Genomic DNA, 18,820 nt, shown 5'->3' with positions numbered 1-18,820 from the left:
ACATTTATTTTTTCACTTCTGCTGTACTCTCTCGTTCCATTAGCTCTGTTTTCATAACAAGACGGTGTGTGTCTGTCTCGTTTTGAAGCAGTCCAATCAGTAATCTTGCTGCTTCATATCCCAGACCGAACTTATTCTGTGCAATCGTTGTCAGCTTCGGACTAACATATGAGGCTAATAAAATATCATCGTATCCTATTATGGATAGCTCCTCAGGAACCTGACGATTAAGCTCTTTCGCAGCGGACATGGCTCCAATTGCCATTAAGTCACTTGCACAAAATAACGCCGTGATTTCAGGATGATTGCGCAGCATTTGAAAAGCCGCTTCCTTCCCTTTTTCTTCTGTAAATTCACCATCGGCAATGTATTCCGGATGGAAGGCAAGGCCTGCTTTATCGAGAGCTTTTTGATACCCCTGCAATCTTTCACGGCTGACAAAAGCAAATTCATGTCCATTAATCATGCCAATTTTTTCATGGCCGAGATGAGTGAGATGTTTTACCGCTTTCTCAGCCCCCAGCACATTATCTGTGGTGACATGGCTGACATGATCTGATTCAAGCGGAATATCAATTAATACACAAGGAATATCGCTCTCTACCACTTCCTTTAAATAAGGATCATCGGTGCGGATCCCCTGAATAATAACACCATCCACTCTTCGCTCACGGCACAGCTGAGTATACGTCTTTTCCCGCTGTTTGGAAGAATTAGTATTAAATAAGATAAGATCATAATTGGATCCCGAAACATACTCATTAACGCCCGCAAGAACCTCTACCATGAAATTATCCTTAACGCTTTCCTTCGTAAAACCTGACACCAGCAGCCCAATAGTCTGTGATCTTTTCATTACTAAACTTCTGGCAAGCGAATTAGGGCTGTAATTCAGATCCTTCGCAACTTGAGTTATCTTTTTTCGGGTAATTTCACTAACATCGGAGTATCCATTTAACGCCCTTGAAACAGTCGTAACAGATACTCCTGCCTTTTTTGCAATATCCTTAATTGTAGTCACTCAGACAACTCCCAAAACGTTTCGGTTTTTCTTTAACTTGACTATACAACATGCTGAAAACGATTACAACCATTTTTATAAAATTCTAAACTGTTTTTCTATAAAAACCAATTGGCAGCTCGGTTTTCCTATTTTATAGTGAATCATTTGCGGCATTTGATAGTCTATTTGCAATTTGATTGTTCTATTTGCAGGTTTCCGGCTCCTATTTGCAATCTCTTTGTTCTATTTGCAGGTTTCGAGCGGCTATTTGCAGATTCCATAATTCTATTTGCATGTCCCCTTCTCTTTACTATACAAAAGCTCAATCAAACGTTTGATTCAATTATTTCGGCCGCCTTCTTCCAATGGCTCTTTAAAACATTCCACCTGGTGGCAGCATCCGGCATTTCCAGGATTCGTTCTTTCATAATTGTTCAAGCTTGCCAGAGGAAGCTTAATTCCATCCACAAACTGCACTCGCTCTTTTTAATGTCCTTACCATGAGAAACAGCTTGAGCAACATATTTTTAGTACAATACTCCCTAACCACTCTCTTACTTTTTACCTATTTTTACCTAAAAAGTGTAATTTTCCACGTTAAAACTGTAAAAATCTAACTTCATCGGCTAAAATAGGGGGTATACTCTGAATGGCACATTCCTTTAGGGAGGACATTTAACTAATGCGCAAAAAAACAAAAATTTTACTCTGCAGTGTTGGAATATCATTAATGCTTGGAGGATGTTCTGGTATGAATAGCACGAATAACAATCAAGACAGTGAAAAAGCAAAAGAAACACAGGCTGCCGCCTCTGGAGAAACATTGGTAAGTGTCCAGGATTATACCGGGGAAGGCTATGCACTTCCATACGGAAAAGAAACGGATAAAATCGCTGATGAAAACCTTGATCAGATAGAGGAAGCTGCCATCAAGTTTTTTAAGGAGAAATATAAGACCGATGTAACGGTGCATAATGTAGTTGGGGCTAAGGATGGGGCTACTGTGTTTGTTGAATCCAAAGGTGAGCCGCATTTCTATACTTATGCTGTAGTACCAATAGATGAACTGGAAAAGAAAGCGATGACAGAAAAGATATGGGCGGATGAATTCCAGGTGGAGAATGCCATTAAAGGCGGATTGTATCACATGATTTTTAATGAAGAGTTCAAGAAGCTCGATAACTACCTAGAATCAGTTGCGGCTGACGGGCAAGTAACAGGTAAAACAGAAGAGGCCCTCCAAAATGTGGGCGGACATGGATATATGACTCCCTATTATTTTTTAGCATTAACAAGTAAAGAAGAGGCTATTAAACCAGTCTATGACCTTTATATTAGTAATCCTGAGGAAAGTACGGAAAATTTGAGAAATGCCTATGAAGAAGGCTCGTTTAATCCTGAAAACTTCAAAATCAATATTCAGTTATTCATGGCTGACAAGCAGGCAGAGCCAAGTGAAAAGACTTTCAATCAAGTAACGAAAGAACTGGAAGAAATGAGCTCAATACCTAAAGGCACCTACAGCTTCTCTCTCAATGATAACTTCATTGATAAACAGAGTTCAGAAGGTGCTAAAGAAAACTCATTAAAACGCGGATTCCCGGATTACATTATTAAGGAATAAAGCAGGTGAATATATGGATACTCTAAAGGGTTCACCAAATATAAATAAGGATATAGCAGCTAATAATGATAAAGATTTAGTGGAACTGGCCGGGCATCATGCTTATACCTATCCGCTATTTGAATCAGTGCTGCAGGTAAATAATACAGACTATACAGTTATTGATACCCGTTATGAAGACCCAACCGGGCTTGATGCTATGACAGTCGTAAATATGGAGACAGAGGAAATATCCATTATTTATGTCGGCACGGATGCAAGCGGAAAATATGGCAACAAAGATATTCTGACAGATGCACAGCTTTTAAGTGACCTGACTCCCGCCCAGCTGAGTGCAGCAAAAAGCTATTATTCTGAAATGAACCAAAAGTTTAACCAGGTTGGCGGCGTTCAATCGATCGCTGGAAATTCACTTGGCGGCGGTCTGGTTGGTGCAGTAGCAGTTGAAAATCCAGATGTAAATGCAGTTACCTTAAACCCTGCCCTGCTTCCTGAGGGGATGGTGGATCCTAATCAAACGTATGACAACATAACGAATTATTTCAGCAGCTACGATGTGCTCACTCAGACTTTGATTGCACTGGATCTGCATGGCAGGATTCCAGGAAAACAGTATGAAATCTTTAATGGTATTCCTGAATTCTCAAAGCTTGCCACAAACCATACTGGTTATTTGAGGAATGAAGATGGCACTCAGTTCTATGTTATTGGAGAAGTCGGCAAGCCGGGCTATGGCAAAATCTATGTGGATGCTGATGCCCATATCGTATCCAGCATCTGGACGGGAGTACCGCTGTATGGCGGGCATTCAGACCGCATCGAGATTAACAAGGAGAACCTGGATCTTCTTGCTTCCTCCCTGCAAAGTCATGTGATGGAGAGATTGAACCTGGCACACGAGTACCTGGGCAATTCGGTTGCCATTGTTGATGATGAAGCCAGCCGATATTATGAGCGGCTAAGCCGTCTGCAGAAGATTTTCGAGGATATGTTTGAAAATCTGATCAGCGAGCCGCTGTTTATGGGGATTACCTCTATCAGCAATCGATTAACGGCCGAGATTGATCATTTGGTTTCTTTGTTAAATGTGGCGGAAAGTCATGCTAAATCATTGAACTATATACTGAACTCTCCGCCTGCTGAGCTGCTTGAACATATTTTCCGGACGAACGTCAGTGTGGAAGGCATCTTTAACGAAATTCGCGGCTTTTTGTATGATTTGAAAGCAGATGTTCAGGATCTTTCCAAAAGCCTTATCCGGATCATCTCCAATAAAATTCCGGAGCTGTTTGAGGGCGGAAAAGAACTCTGGTATGATGCTGTAGTCAGTGAGTTAAAAGCACATTATGGGATCGTCAATAATAACAGGGATAAGCTTCTTTCACATATCGGCGAATATCAGAAACAAGTTCAAGATGTTGCCTCGAACTTTCATGACCGGGACCTTTCCCTGGGACAGTCGATTAGAAGCAAATCCACCCATTCCAATTCCATATCCGTGCAGGGAACGAACACGTATAAACTGGAAGATTCCCCTTATATGGAGCTTAGGATGAAGATTAAGGAATTCCAGATGGATACGTCTTATTCTGCCTTCACTGCCTCAACCCAGGCACTTCTCATGCCTATATTGCATAAGGGCTGGGTGATCACCCTGAACATTGAAAATGAACTTGAACTCCTGTCGAGCACTATCAAAGGCGCAACCAAATTCGCCTTGGACTACACCATCCCCGGCAAGTTATTCGGCCTGTTTTCGGACTTTGACGATAAAATCCGAAACAGCGTCAACAACGCGCTGGAGCCTTTGGATGAATTTGCCGGCACGATTGAAGGCATCCGAAAAGGTTTAGACCGATTAATGGCGGAGTACCCTACTCTATTGGAGAATTTCAGGCCTTATGTCGAGACAGCCATATTCAATAATAGCGGTTACTATAATGTCCACCTCTATAACCTCGCATCCATTGCTATTTTAAGAGAAATGGAGATGCTGTTTGATGATGTGGTGTATCAGCTTGGGAATCACAAAGCTGAAGCGATTGAGGCATTGTGCGAGGTTTCGAAAAAAGTGAAGGGTAATATGGGGATACTGTATGAACAGGTGGACCGCGGGACGATAAATTAACCCCGGGACATGGGGACAGGTTCCTTGTCCCACAATTAGAAATAACAAAACCGAGCTGAGTGGCAGTTCGGTTTTCCTTTTATATAGGGATCAATTTGCGATATTTCATAGTCTATTTGTAAATATTATTAATCTATTTGCAAGTTTCCGGCTTCTATTTGCAACCGCATTGTTTATTTGCAGGTTTCCAGTGGCTATTTGCAATTTCAATTACTCTATTTGCAGGTTTCCGGCCCCTATTTGCAAATTTAATTGTTTATTTGCAGATTCAATAATTCTATTTGCAAATTCACCAAACCGCCAAAAGCCTGCTTTTAAGCAGACGCTGCTCCGTGTCCCATACAGAAACCTGGATTGAATTATTCCGCTTTTTCCATATATTCCTTCAACAACTCTCTAAAAACCTCATTCAATTCCTTATTTTTCTGCTCCTTCAGCCATTCCACCTGGTTAATGGGCAGGTTTAATTTAAGTGTGATTTTTTCATTCGGCATCTCTACTTTTCGGATATCTTCCAGGGTAATGCCAGCTTCAATATCGGGAAAATCCGGAGCATCCTCTCTAATTCTTAAGACCCCTTCATATGACTCTTCTGGATCTATTTCGCAAAATAAGCTCAGCCGGGGCAGCTTCCCTGGCACAGCCTTTAGAAACATAAAGGAGCTTATCTGCCTGCCGTCCTCCAATTCAACTTCTGTGATCAGACTGTCCCTGTCCTGATATTTTCTTAGAGTAACTTCGCTAACAATCATGTCTACTTCCAGCGTATTTCCGGATGACGATTCAAAAATATAGATGGCACTGTTAAACACATATATTTCTTCTCCATCGAGATTTAATGACCTTATAGCAGACATCTTTGTTCCTCCCATATTTCATAAAAGCTGCATTCACTATGGCATTGTCTTAGCAAAATTTAATAAAGAGCATATCTGCTGAGTCTAATTTCCACATTTGCTGTAAATCTATAAATATAATGTAACATACGAATACGCAACCCACTATATATACGTTCCCCTTCAATGTTATAAAATTCGGAGGAAGGCTTTTCTAAAGTAAACTCAGGAGAAGTTCCGAGAAACTAGGGGGTGTCTCTCTTCCGGCAGTCATTTTAAATATTTTTTAAACAAAGAAAAACACTCTAGATGCTGGCATCTACAGTGCTTTACCTTATGTTTGAAATTTTTAGTGGGGTGTTTAGCAAACATGTTATAAGAGAGCAATAACCAAGAAGAGAAAAAAAGGGGAAAATATAGACTTTGGTGTGTAACTAATCTTTTAATTACACATTGGATTTTTATTTTAAAGGAGCTGTCTTTTGATATTGCCAATATCTCTTTCATTTCTTGCGGTTTTCTCCCAAATAAAATCCTGGTCTCTTTCAAGGATTTTAAAGTGCTCTAAGATCTCTTTATGGCGCTGATCACTTTTAGTTTCCAGCTTCTGCAGATCTTTTTTCATCTCTTGCTGTTCTATTTTCATTTCTAGTTGTTCTATTTTCATCGCTTGCTGTTCGATCTTCATCTCTTGCTGTTCTTTTTTCATTTCCTGCTGCTCTTTTTTCATTTCCTGCATATCAGATTGAAGACTGCCAACCATTTTTATTAATTGGGCAAGCATACTTTCCATTTTTGCTTCGTTCATTGTTCACACCTCCTCTTTTATAGTATATAACAAATTTCCTAAGATAAATGTGACAATTTCAGGTGAACATGGGGACGGTTCAACCGTCCTCATGCTTTCCAGCTTACTAGGAAGAATAACTTATACTATGCAAGAGGTTCATTCATCATTTCACCGCTTGTTCAAAATTCTATAAATCCTTGCTTCATAAGGCCGCATAACTAGCAACTCTGCAGAATCTCCTTCTGGAATTTCAGCATAATTCCCAAGCAGAAGTTCTTTCCCGGTACCCTGTGCAATATCCGGTAATTTGACCTCATTTGTTCTTTCACTATGATTAAGGACTATCAGCCATGTAACTTCCCCTAAAGACCGGGTATAGATATACAATTCTTCCTGGCCATCAGAGAGATCTGCATAATCACCGTAAACCATGACTTCATTTTCTTTCCGCAATGCAATCAGCTTTTTATAATAATGGAAGACAGAATCCGGCGTTTCAAGCTCCCTTTTTACATTGATCTCTTTGTAATTCGGGTTTACTTTTATCCATGGGATACCGCTTGTGAAACCGGTGTTTTCACTGTCATCCCACTGTACAGGTGTTCGTGAGTTGTCTCTGCTAAGAGGCTGCAGATCTTTCAGGACCTGAACAGGATCTTCTCCCCGTCCAACCAGCTCATTGTACTTATTTTTCATAGCGATATCGCGGTAGTCTGAGATATCTTCGAAACATACACCGGTCATTCCTATTTCTTCTCCTTGAAAAATATAGGGAGTTCCCGGCATGGTATGAACTAGCGTACCGAGTAATTTAGCCGATTCTGCCCGGTATTCCCCATCATTTCCATATCTGGTCACCTGCCGGGTATGATCGTGGTTATTTAAAAACTGCGAGTTCCAGCCTTTCCCCTTTAAGCCCTCATACCACTGCTTCTGAATTTCCTTGTATCGAAGCATATCCCAGGATGGCATATCATCAGCCACCTGAAAATGGAATAAGGTATGAAGTTCATTTCGATCTTCCCCAACGTATAATAAGCCATCTTCAGGGGTGACAAATGGGATTTCCCCCACAGTCATAATGTCATAATGCTTAAGGACTTCACGGTTCATTTCCTGCAGGTATTCATGTATGCCCGGATTATTGCCTAAGTAGGAAAGGTCATAAGGATTAGCCGCATCTCTATAGTCTTTTTGTTTTGCGAGCAGATTAATAACATCCATACGGAATCCGTCTATTCCTTTATCGAGCCAAAAACGCATGATTCTGTATATTTCTTCGCGCACTTCGGGATTTTCCCAGTTCAGGTCTGGCTGTTCTGCAGCAAAAGAATGGAAGTAATATTGACCCGTTTTCTTATCCCATGTCCAGGGTGAGGGGGCAAAGTAGGAGCGCCAATTGTTTGGCTCTTTTCCATTTTTAGCATCTTTCCAGATATACCAGTCTCTTTTCGGGTTATCCTTCGAAGACCTGGACTCCAGAAACCATGGATGCTGATCAGACGTATGATTAACGACTAAGTCCATTATTATTTTCATACCAAGGTTATGAACTTCTGTGATTAGCCGCTCGACAGTTTGCATATCCCCTGCCTTTTCCATTACCCCATAATAATCCGAAATATCATACCCATTATCTTTGTCAGGAGATTGATACATAGGATTCAGCCAGATGACGTCCGCCCCAAGATCTTTAATGTAATGCAGCTTTAACAGAAGGCCTTCCAAGTCGCCGATCCCGTCTCCATTAGAGTCGTAGAAACTTCTCCAATACACCTGATAGACCACTGCTTCTTTCCACCATGTTTTTTTCAAGACTATCCCCCGCCTTCACACATTCTGATAAATAGGTCAGCTTGATGAAATACTTTCCCGGATAAAACAATTCTCTTTTAATAGATTGCTTCTTAACTCATCCGCATTAAGTGCTTTAGGATGGATGCCCTTCTCGACAGACAGCGCTGCGGCCATGCCTGCTGCCTGGCCCATTGCATAGCATGTCGGCTGAATACGGAGGGAGGAATGTGCTTCATGTGTAGAAGAAATGCATCTCCCCGCTACCAAAAGGTTATCGAAATCCTTTGGAAGCAGGCAGCGATAAGGAATGTCATACCATTGACCCTTCGGCAGAATCACCTTCTCAGTCCCGGCCCCTGTTGGATTATGAATATCAATCATATAGGAGCAGGAAGCAATAGCATCATCAAACTTTCGGCATTCCAGTACGTCCTCAGCAGTTAAAACATATTCACCCATAATCCGGCGTGATTCACGAATGCCAATTTGCGGACCTGTCGTAACCAGGTAAGAGTTTTCAAACCCTTCCACGTTTTCCTGCATATATTCAACAATCTCTTTGACTTGCTTTCTGCCTTCGATTTCGGCTCTGGTTAAATCATCCACATCCAGGGCATCCACGTTGACGATGCGGGTCATATTAATCATGACCTCTCCTTCACGGGGCATCTTAAAAAATAATACCCTTCCCTGTGGAAGCCTTTCATCTTCAACTGCATACTCACAAGCTTTTTTCCGGTTTGTGACTCCGCCCATTTTGAACATAATGCTTGCAGGCTGACACTGGCCATCGGACTCACGTCCAATCTTAAATTCTGCTCCTGCTCTTGCTGCCAGGTCGCCATCCCCTGTACAATCAATGAATGTTTTTGCTTTTAACAGCTGGCGTCCTGATTTGCTTTCAATGATTAACCCTGAAATCAGATTCCCCTCTGTCACCGCATCGACCACAAAAGAATGGAATTGAAGCCGGACCCCGCTTTCGAGAGCCATTTCATTCAGGACATATTTATAAACTTCAGGATCGAAGGACCAGGCATGCCCTCCTCCTCCAAATGCTCCCGCCTCCTTCAGACGATCAATCATTTCCTGAAAGATGCCTTTCACCAGCTGGGTTTTCCCTGAAGAAAAACTCATAAACGGATTTACAAGTGCAGCGGAGCCCATTCCTCCTAAAAAACCATTGCGTTCAAGCAGGATGGTATCTGCCCCCTGCCTTGCTGATGCAATGGCAGCCGCAATCCCGGCAGGGCCGCCGCCAGCTACGATTACATCTGCCTGTTTTGAAATCTCTATATTTTTTACCTGAGTATACATTTCCATTTCCAATTCCTCCTATCCCTTTACCCCTGATGATGCGATTCCTTCTACTAAATAACGCTGAAAAACAATAAAGATTAAAGCAATCGGAATCATGGATAAGGCAGATGCCGCCATTAAAAGATTCCATTTCACCTCATACTGTCCCTGGAACTGAGTTAAAGCGACTTGAAGCGTCATCATATCCGGTGAATCCAGCATAATTAATGGCCATAAAAATTCATTCCAGGCTCCAAGAAACGTTAAAATTCCCAAGGTGACCAGTGCCGGTTTGGTTAAAGGCAAAATAATCTGCCAGAAAATCCGGAATTCCGAGCATCCGTCAATTCGGGCCGCTTCCATCAGCTCAGTTGGAATGGTGCTCATAAACTGCCTCATCAGGAAAACCCCATAAGCGTTTGCCACCAGTGGCAGGATAACAGACCAATAAGAATTTAATAAACCGATTTTTGACATCATCAGAAAGATCGGAATCATAATGACTTGCATGGGAATCATCATCGTTCCCAGGAATAACAGAAAGAGCAGTTTCTTTCCCATAAAGTTAAATTTCGCAAATGTGTAGCCCGCCAAAGAACAGATAAATAAGGTAATGACTGTTGTTAATACCGATATAATCGACGTGTTAATAAAATATTGAGTGAAGTCTCCCGAGTTCCATGCTGCTATAAAATTCCCCCAATTTGCATCCTTGGGCAGGAATGTAGGAGGACTTGTAAAGATTTCATTATTGGGCTTCAAAGCACTTGAAATCATCCAGACAAATGGAACAAGCATCCCAATTGAACCTAATATCAAAAATGCATATAAAGGTATTCGCTTTAACATTTCTCTGCTTTTATTGCTCATAGAAGGTCCCTCCTAGAATTCACTGTCGGATTTAAACACTCTCATTTGAACCAGCGTTAAAATAAATAGAATGATAAAGAATACATATGCTGCCGCAGATGCATACCCCATATCAAATCGCTGGAATGCCTCCTGATAAATATAATGCACAAGAACCATTGTGCTCGTGCCAGGTCCGCCGCCTGTTATGACATACGCCAGATCAAATATTTTAAATGAACCGATTAACGTAATGATGAGTACAAATAGTGTTGTAGGCTTCAGGAGCTGTACGGTAATATGCCAAAACTTCTGCCAGGAATTAGCGCCATCGATCTCGGCAGCTTCATATACACTGCTCGGAATGGCCTGTAAACCGGCAAGAAATAACAGCAGGTTGCTCCCCAGTCCTTTCCAGATACTTACGATAATCAGGACAATCATGGCCTGATCTGAATCAATCAACATGTTCTGAAGAGGCAAGCCAAGCTTTTCTAATACATAGTTGATAAATCCATAGCTTGGACTGAACATCCATTGCCACACCAATCCGACGACAACCATGGAAAGAACGACCGGGAAGAAAAAGGCAGCCCGGTAAAATCCTAAACCCCTTATCTTCTGATTCAAAAGCACCGCAATAAATAAAGCAATGGCCACCTTTAAAGGAACAGAAAGAGAGAAGATTAGAGTGTTCTTAATCGAAATCCAGAAAAGCGGATCTTTGAATAGACGCACATAGTTTTCAACGCCTACAAATTCGGGCGTTCCAATCATTCCCCATTGGTGGAAGCTCATAAAGAAAGCAAATAAAACCGGGAAGAATAAAAATAGGGAGAAAATAAGAAGAACAGGTGACATAAATCCAATCGGAGTTAATTTTTGTTTCCATTTATATCGTTTTGCCGCCAGATGATTGCGTCCCTCTTTCACTTCTATTGACTTGACCAAATCCATGTAATATCACCCCTGGAATTAGAAAGGAGGGGATGCTGCCCCTCCATCCTTCATTATTTTTTTAGCACCGAATTGTTTATTTGCTTTTCCATAGATTCAGCAGCTTCTTTCGGAGACTTTTCACCTAAGATTACCGATTGCATTTCGCTCGTGAGAATGGATTTATAGCCTAAGTATTCAGGAATTGAAAAATCTTTCACCGCAAATTCAGGAACACTATTAATCTCATTAATGATGGTTTGCATCCCTTCATCAATAGCCCCATAATCCACAGATTCCTGTGCACTCGTACGGGTAGGAACGACTCCTTCTTTTGCTGCAAACTCAGCCATTTTCTCTTCGCTTGTTAAGTATTTCATCAGTTTGACTGCTTCTTTTGGATGCTTTGTCTCATTAAAAGAAACAATATTTGCCCCGCCCAGCTTCGTTGCTGTTACTTCTTTTTTCGGCAGGTATGTCACGCCATATTCAAACCCTTGAATATCTTTTTCAAATGAATTGATCAGTCCAGAGAAAGTAATGACCATTGGCAGCTGTCCCTGTTTGAATAGCTCATCTGATTTTTCTGACCCGATAAAGGACTCTTTGGAAGCCAGACCTTTATCAAATAATGATTTGAAAAATTCGATGGACTCAATGGAGGAATCAGAATTGATTCCGGCAGATTTTTGGTCTTCACTTAAGACAGTTCCCTTATTTTGATAAAGGAATGGAAGGAATTGTGATACATCACTTCCTGTGCTGACACCATATTTTAAGTTGTTGGCACTTTTTACTTTTTCCGCAGCTGCAGCGAATTCTTCCCAGTTCCATGTTGTATCAATGGATTCAGGTACTTTCACGCCAGCTTTTTCAAAAAGATCTTTATTATAGAAAACGGCAATGCTGTCTGTAAAATGAGGAACTCCTACTACTTTATCTCCATTCTTTACACTTACAAGAGCAGAAGGGAGAAAATCATCCTTCTCTTCCTTAAGATCGCCGGAAACATCCAGAAGCAAATCCATATTGGCATATCGCTGAGTTGCAAGTACTGGAGTGTATAATAAGTCAGGTGTTCTGCCTCCAGCAATCATTGTTTCGATTTTTTCAAAGAATTGATCTAAAGGTATCTTTTCAACATTTACTTTAATGTCGGGATTTTCTTTTTCAAATTCCTTAATTTGTTCTACAAGAGTCGGGCTGTCATTATTAAGGATGAAGCGGAGTTCGACTTTTCCATCTTCACCGCCCCCGGTCTCAGATCCACCGCAAGCGCTTACAAACAGGGATAAAATAAGGACGAATGCGAACAACAAAGACATTTTACTTTTTCTTAACATCTTAATCCTCCTCAAAAAATATGAATTTATAATTTTTTACAAGAACTATTTTTCATAAAGTGAAGATCGATAAAATTGGCCTTAGGCGTTTCATTTCCTTCCAGTAAAGAAATGGCCATCTTAGCTGCCTCTTTTCCCAGCTCTACCTTAGGGATTCGGATAGTGGAAAGCTCCAGCCCAATAAAGTCATTAAACTGTTCATTCAGCTCCTGGTTATCATCAAATCCAATAACAGAGATATCTTCCGGAATCTGAAGGCCTGCTTCCTTAATGGCAGTTGTTGCCCCAATCGTTGCATACGTGTTGTTAATTATCACAGCTGTGGGCTTTTGCTTCAGTAATTCTTTCATGGCGTTATAGCCATCCAGTTGTGTCTGGCTTTCTTCAAACACAAGCTGAGGATTATAGACAACATGGTGCTTATACAGAGCTTCCTGGTATCCGAGCAATTTATCATAGTCAGGTTCAATGATTCTTGATTGTCCTATGAATCCGATTTTCGTATGACCCAGCTCTATTAAGTGTTCAGTTGCCATCCTTGTACCTTTCACATAATCAGGCGATATGAAATAAGGCTGGATTCCTTCAATCTCCCTCTTTCCAATAAAGACATAAGGAAACCCTTTTTCATGTACATTCCTGATATCATGCTGATTAATCTTTACACCCATGAATATCACACCGTCAACAAAGCTCGAATGAGTAATCCGGTCACTGTAGGATTGATCTTCACGATTTGCAAAAACCAGCAGATCATACCCTAATTCAGATGCACCCTTCTGAACACCGTTAATAATTTCATTGTAAAAAGCCGGGTGGACGCCTTTTTCGGTGTACACGACGAGCCCAAGGATGTTCGTTTTTTTCCTTGCAAGACTTCTGGCAATTAAATTGGGCTGATAATTAAGCTCTTTTATTGCCTTTAATACTTTCTGCCTGGTTTTCTCTGAAACACTTCCGCTATTATTGATGACTCTGGATACGGTCATGTTAGAGACTCCGGCAGCTTTTGCGACTTCTATTAAATTTGAACTTCGAGTCACCAGCATCATCCTTCTTACTCTTTTCAAAAATGTTAACGTTAACATTTTTATGTTAAAAAAAATACTTTTGAATGAAATATTATGTTAGCGTTAACATAATAATAGCCTTTTCGAAAATGACTGTCAATATGAAATTTACGCTTTTTATTTATTACCTTTCCCACTTGGTTTAACAGAGTATTGAACCCCAATACAACAGTAAAATACCGGCCACAAAGGGCCGGCGTCTAATAAACTTTCAAATTACTGCTTATTTAATAGTAAGCTTCTGAATATTCTCTGCTCCTCGAAGCTCCACTAAATCACTTTTCTCAATAATGACTTCTTTCACTTCTGCATCGCTAAAGTCTACGATGATCGGCTCTTTCTTTGGTGTTACACGAACACTCACATTCTTAAGGCCATCCCCCTGCAGGACAGCAGAGTTTTTGAGCCAGATGCCATTTTTAATTTTTGCGGTTTTTTCAACATTAATAAAGGAAACCTTGTTTACTACTAATTTCTTCTTTTTATCATCCGTAAGATTATATTCCTTTTCAAAATCAAGCTCTGTTACTGGAGGAAGGCTGTCAACGTCTATGATACGGCCTTCCACCGCCGGTTTGATGGTGCCCAGGCTGGATAGGTGATCCGCAAAGTTTTCCCAATCAGAAAGTCCAAGATCTGTTACTCTGCCCTCCTGGTAAGCTTTTGCGAAGACTGTATATCCATCTCCGCCTTTAGCTGTAAAAGCATTTGTAGCGATTGTGTAGGTTTGATTGTCCTGGATTTCAGTGTAAGTGCCCTGTTCATTTTTATATTCAATCGAAACAATCCGCTCGCCGGCAGGTTTAGTCGAATCGAATTTTACTTTTGCACCGGACACGTGCAGGAAGCCGCCATTTTCTGCAGGATATTGTCCCACGCTGATTTCAAAGGCCTCTTTTAATTCAGCTCCCGTTATCTCCATAGTGGCTAATGTATTGCCAAATGGAAGAACCGTGATTACTTCGCCAACAGTGATTGGCCCTGCATCAATACCTGCACGAATGCCGCCTCCATTTTGGAGTGCCATGATTACATTGCTGTCATACTGCTTTGCTTTTGCGAGCATGCCGTCTGTAATCAGGTTGCCCAGGGCGGTTTCATTTTTCCGTACACTTGGCTCTGTGCTATCTCCGCTTGTACGCGGATTCTCAAGGGCAGCCAGCGTTTCTGCTCCGATTTCCGTGTTCTTTAGTTCCTCTATCTGGGAGGAGTACTTTTCAAGCAGCGCTGCAGCTTCAGGATCCTCTGCTTTATCCGCTACTTTAATTAGCTGGCCGGCATGCCCAGTTACTTTTCCGGCCTCGTCAAATTGTACATCCAGCGTTCCGAGATAATTATTGTACTGGCCGGCTTGTACAATAACCGTAGGATCCTTTGCAACTCCTGTTTCATCAGCTGCCACAACCACTGGGGCATTTAATTGCGTATGGCTGTGTCCGCCAACAATCACATCAATTCCATCTACTTGAGCAGCCAGGTTTAAGTCATTATCCACATTTGGGTTATCATCATAGCCGATATGAGTTACAGCCACGATTTTATTAATACCCATGCCCTCAAAAGTTTTTACTGCTTTTTCTGCTTCTTCCAGATAATCCTCAAATGTTACCTTACCCGGACTGGAAATACTGGCTGTTTCAGCTGTAGTCAACCCAAAGAATCCTACTTTTTCTCCGTTAACCTCTTTGATAATGCCATTATATATTTTTCCATTGGCAGGTTCGCTCGATATAAGATCACTGAACAATCCCTGCAGGTTGGCATCCTCAGAAAAGTTTACGTTTGAACTGACGAATGAGAATTGTGCACCTTTTACAAAGTCAGCCAGTGCTTTATGTCCTTCCGCACTTGAACCTAAATCGAATTCATGATTACCGAAAGTCATAATGTCATAGCCCATGAGATTCATAAATTCAAGGTCAGCTTGTCCAAGGAATTTATTAAAATATAAAGTTCCGGAAAAAACATCTCCTGCATCAACCAGCAGGGCATCCGGCTTTGCTTCTCTTACTTCCTTTACCGCCGTCACTTTCTTTGCGGCGCTGTCCATATTGGCATGTGTGTCATTGGTATGCATTAACGAAAGCGTGAAATCTGAAGCTGAAGTCTCATTTGCTGAAACCAGGCCTGCCGGAGCGGCTGCCGAGATGGTTAATGCTGCTGTTAAGGCTACTGTAGATAATACTTTAATAGGTAATTTCATAAAAAATGCTCCTTTCAATTGTTGTTCAAAGAGATTGAAAGCCGGAGCTGCTGCACTCCGGCTTCAATTGTTATGCCGCTCCTTCTTCCTCATAAGGAGAGTCCATTACTTCCCCATCCGAATCTTTGAAAATGATATGAGACGGGTCCGCCTTTTTCCCAAGTGTCCACTTCTGCACATTTTCAGCGCCGCGGATTTCCACGACTTTGTCACTATCGATCATGACTTCTTTAATTTCTGATCCTGTTAGATCCACCACTGCCCCTTTGTTGGCGGAGCTGATGACCACTTTCGTATGTTTCAGCCCTTCGCCTTTAACAGCAGCTGATTTCTTCAGCCATAGACCCTGCGAGAGGCTGGAGGTGCCATCCATCACAACTAATGCATTATGTGGTCCTACCACGAATTTCTTCGCATGGTAGTTTACCAGATTGAAAACATGATCATATTTAGGCTCTTCCGGTTTTTCTGCCGGATTTAAGCTTGTCTGTATCAGGACAGGATCATGGTCACTTGCACGGCCGTGCTCTTCCATGAAGCCTGAGTTGATGTGAAGAATATCAACTTCTGTTTTCTTTGCCAGGTTGTTGGATACTAAAATGTGATCGAGCACCTGTGCATTTCCCTGGTACGTATAGGTGTATCGCTCTTCTGCCGAAACTTTTTCAATCATATTAGTCAGTTCTTCGCCCTTTAGTGCCTGTAAAGGATTGGAGAACTCAAAATCGTTAAAGTCGCCAAGCAGGACGATGTTGGCATCAGGGTCTTCCGCTTTGATATCCTTTACAAAACCGTTCACAACGTTAGCGATTTTCATGCGCTGGATTTCACTGCTTAAGACTGGCGGCTGCTCTTTTCCGAATAATGGAAGATCTCCGCCTTTCGAGTTAAAATGGTTCGCTACAACAATAACGCTTTCGCCCTGGAATTCGAACTGGGCTGCCAATGCTTTGCGGCTATCTTCAAAGGCTTCGTTTGTTGGATCAATACGCCCTGGGTTTAGCGTCAGTTTGCCGTTTTCAAAATCAACTGCATCTGTCGCAGAGCCTTTTTCACCTTCGGTTAAAGTTACCCGTTCAGCGTTGTAAAGGAAGCCGACACGGATATTTCCTCCCGGCTGGCCGCCATCCTGTTTATCTTCCGGTGCAATGTCTGTGTATGTGTAGGCCGGTCCGCCAAGCTCTTTAATTTTTTCAATTAACAATGCTGCACTTTGATCTGCTGCTGTGGTGCCGCTATCAGTTGGTCCGTCGTTATCCTGAACTTCTGTCAGGCCAATGATATCCGGCTGTTTCATTTTATCTGTGATCGCTTCTGCTAATCTCGTAACCTTTTCCGCATCCGTTTTGGTTGAGAAGTTTTCAACATTATAGGAAGCAATGGTTAATTTGTCTTCTTCTGATGTAATGCTGGTTTCTTCTCTTACTGCAGAGCCTTCAACGAATTCAGGCAATGCGTCTGCATCACTCAACACTTTATAGTTACTGAAGCCATAGCTGACAACACCCTGGATGCTGCCTTTGAAGCTGTCACCCATTTTGGCAACAAAATCTTCATCGTTAATATCAAGCGTGATTCTCTCAGGGTTAAAATCGTTTTCTGAAATACGCAGTCCGCCTGCCGTTGTGTTTGTATCCACATCGCCAGGAACAACTACAAGCTCGCCGTATTTTTGTGGGGCAACTACTTTAGCGTTGTCCACTTGAACAAGCATGCCTTCCAGGCTTTCATAAAAATCGATTCCATCCTGCTCTGGATCAAACTTCCCAAGATTATCATTGTCGATAATTTCAGTCGGAAGATTTTCTTTGTTAATAACCACCGGAGCAGGAAGTTCCTGACCGGAAGCAATGATCTCAATCGATGCTGCATTGATTTCTGTTACTGGAAGATCTGTTTTCAGCTTGTCTGAATAGCCATCAAGCACCCACTCTTTCACCTGTCCTGAAACGGATACCACATCTCCTGCCGTTAGACCGTGGCCTTTTTTATAAACCAGAATTCCTTCAGATGTATTTTCATCATTGTCAGGCTGCTGATCCTGCATGTAGAAATTGCTGCTGTCCACTACCTTAGTGATAATTCCTTCAACATTTGAAACCTGCTGGTTCGCATATTGGGAATAGTGTCCTGCACCTTGAATATCATGAATGCGCTTATCTTCCAGTCCAATCATGTACTGAAATACAGACAATTTGCTGTCTGTTAAGCCATCTTTGACAGCTATTGCTTTAATCGTTGTCTCTTCATTAATAATGATGTGATCGGAATATACTGTGCTTTCAGCAGTCGGTTCTGATCCATCAACTGTATAATGGATTACTGCACCATCAGTGGAGGTCGATAGTTCAACTGCTGTTCCAGCTTTAACAGGACCCGCCTCAGGGGAAGCTATAACCGCTGAAACCTGTGGTGTGCCAGTATCTTCTACAAATGTGTATGCTGTTGGGCTTTTTAAACCCGGCACTGTATAGTACGCTTCAAGAGAGCCTGTAATTTGGACCTTTTTCCCGAGGTGATCCGGGTTGTCCTTTAAATTCAATTCTGTCCTGATAGAATTATTAGGCAATTGAACCGGCAGTATTTTACTGGGGTCTGTTTCACTTGGGGAATCGGCAATGGCTAAATTTGTATATACGTCAAATGGGCCGGTATGGGTATATTTCGGCCCATTTGCGGTCGTTCCCACAATATATCCTTCAACCGTTGCTGTTCCATTATTATCCGCAATCGCTTCTGCCACAGACTTTAGTTCTTGTGCACTTGCCGCGGCAAAGGGACTGAATAGACTAAGAATAAATGCAAAAATACTCATAAAGCTAATGAACTTTATGCGCTGCTTCTCTATCATGTAATCCTCTCCTATATCCATATTTTAAAGCGTTTACACACACTACCACTCTAGTAAATCACTCTTCTTTTTGGCATACAATCTGATATTT

The 18,820-nt window shown here is 41.7% G+C and carries 14 protein-coding genes; 2 read left to right on the top strand and 12 right to left on the bottom strand.

The annotated features are described in order from the left end of the window. Window positions 1–4: 4 nt before the first annotated feature. Window positions 5–1,021, bottom strand: coding sequence for a LacI family DNA-binding transcriptional regulator (locus tag CHI10_RS05450; protein ID WP_095243303.1), 1,017 nt, complete (start codon window positions 1,019–1,021; stop codon window positions 5–7). Between the two features lie 321 nt (window positions 1,022–1,342). Then, the gene (locus tag CHI10_RS22605; protein WP_286137190.1) at window positions 1,343–1,471 is read right to left on the bottom strand and encodes a hypothetical protein; all 129 of its coding nucleotides are present in this window, start codon (window positions 1,469–1,471) and stop codon (window positions 1,343–1,345) included. A 283-nt stretch (window positions 1,472–1,754) separates the two neighbouring features. Between CHI10_RS22605 and CHI10_RS05445 the strand changes: the two genes are divergently transcribed. Then, window positions 1,755–2,627, top strand: a complete 873-nt coding sequence (locus CHI10_RS05445; protein WP_286137189.1) for a DUF1672 family protein — start codon at window positions 1,755–1,757, stop codon at window positions 2,625–2,627. Between the two features lie 13 nt (window positions 2,628–2,640). Beyond that, on the top strand, window positions 2,641–4,755 hold the full coding sequence (locus CHI10_RS05440) for an SA1320 family protein (RefSeq protein WP_095243301.1): 2,115 nt from the start codon (window positions 2,641–2,643) through the stop codon (window positions 4,753–4,755). Between the two features lie 359 nt (window positions 4,756–5,114). Here CHI10_RS05440 and CHI10_RS05435 read toward each other — a convergent pair whose 3' ends face one another. From CHI10_RS05435 to CHI10_RS05390, 10 genes are all read right to left on the bottom strand, one after another. Beyond that, the gene (locus CHI10_RS05435) at window positions 5,115–5,612 is read right to left on the bottom strand and encodes a hypothetical protein (protein WP_095243300.1); all 498 of its coding nucleotides are present in this window, start codon (window positions 5,610–5,612) and stop codon (window positions 5,115–5,117) included. A 445-nt stretch (window positions 5,613–6,057) separates the two neighbouring features. Continuing rightward, the gene (locus CHI10_RS05430; protein ID WP_095243299.1) at window positions 6,058–6,399 is read right to left on the bottom strand and encodes a hypothetical protein; all 342 of its coding nucleotides are present in this window, start codon (window positions 6,397–6,399) and stop codon (window positions 6,058–6,060) included. A 150-nt stretch (window positions 6,400–6,549) separates the two neighbouring features. Continuing rightward, window positions 6,550–8,196, bottom strand: a complete 1,647-nt coding sequence (locus tag CHI10_RS05425; protein ID WP_095243298.1) for a glycoside hydrolase family 13 protein — start codon at window positions 8,194–8,196, stop codon at window positions 6,550–6,552. Between the two features lie 36 nt (window positions 8,197–8,232). Continuing rightward, entirely contained in the window at window positions 8,233–9,501 is a 1,269-nt protein-coding gene (locus CHI10_RS05420; RefSeq protein ID WP_095243297.1) for an FAD-dependent oxidoreductase, read from the bottom strand. Between the two features lie 12 nt (window positions 9,502–9,513). Continuing rightward, on the bottom strand, window positions 9,514–10,347 hold the full coding sequence (locus CHI10_RS05415; RefSeq protein ID WP_286137188.1) for a carbohydrate ABC transporter permease: 834 nt from the start codon (window positions 10,345–10,347) through the stop codon (window positions 9,514–9,516). Between the two features lie 12 nt (window positions 10,348–10,359). Continuing rightward, window positions 10,360–11,283, bottom strand: coding sequence for a carbohydrate ABC transporter permease (locus tag CHI10_RS05410; protein ID WP_197217751.1), 924 nt, complete (start codon window positions 11,281–11,283; stop codon window positions 10,360–10,362). A 53-nt stretch (window positions 11,284–11,336) separates the two neighbouring features. Beyond that, on the bottom strand, window positions 11,337–12,605 hold the full coding sequence (locus tag CHI10_RS05405) for an ABC transporter substrate-binding protein (protein WP_095243296.1): 1,269 nt from the start codon (window positions 12,603–12,605) through the stop codon (window positions 11,337–11,339). Between the two features lie 26 nt (window positions 12,606–12,631). Then, window positions 12,632–13,657, bottom strand: a complete 1,026-nt coding sequence (locus CHI10_RS05400; protein ID WP_179288961.1) for a LacI family DNA-binding transcriptional regulator — start codon at window positions 13,655–13,657, stop codon at window positions 12,632–12,634. A 241-nt stretch (window positions 13,658–13,898) separates the two neighbouring features. Then, complete coding sequence (locus CHI10_RS05395) at window positions 13,899–15,878, bottom strand: bifunctional metallophosphatase/5'-nucleotidase (protein WP_095243294.1); 1,980 nt, start codon at window positions 15,876–15,878, stop codon at window positions 13,899–13,901. Window positions 15,879–15,948: 70 nt separating this feature from the next. Next, complete coding sequence (locus tag CHI10_RS05390) at window positions 15,949–18,729, bottom strand: DUF6359 domain-containing protein (RefSeq protein ID WP_095243293.1); 2,781 nt, start codon at window positions 18,727–18,729, stop codon at window positions 15,949–15,951. Between the last annotated feature and the right edge of the window lie 91 nt (window positions 18,730–18,820).

This window comes from Bacillus sp. 7894-2 (assembly GCF_002272225.1).
Classification (GTDB): domain Bacteria; phylum Bacillota; class Bacilli; order Bacillales; family Cytobacillaceae; genus Cytobacillus.
Note: the sequence above shows the minus strand (reverse complement) of the source record. Positions and strands in the feature narration are given on the sequence as shown.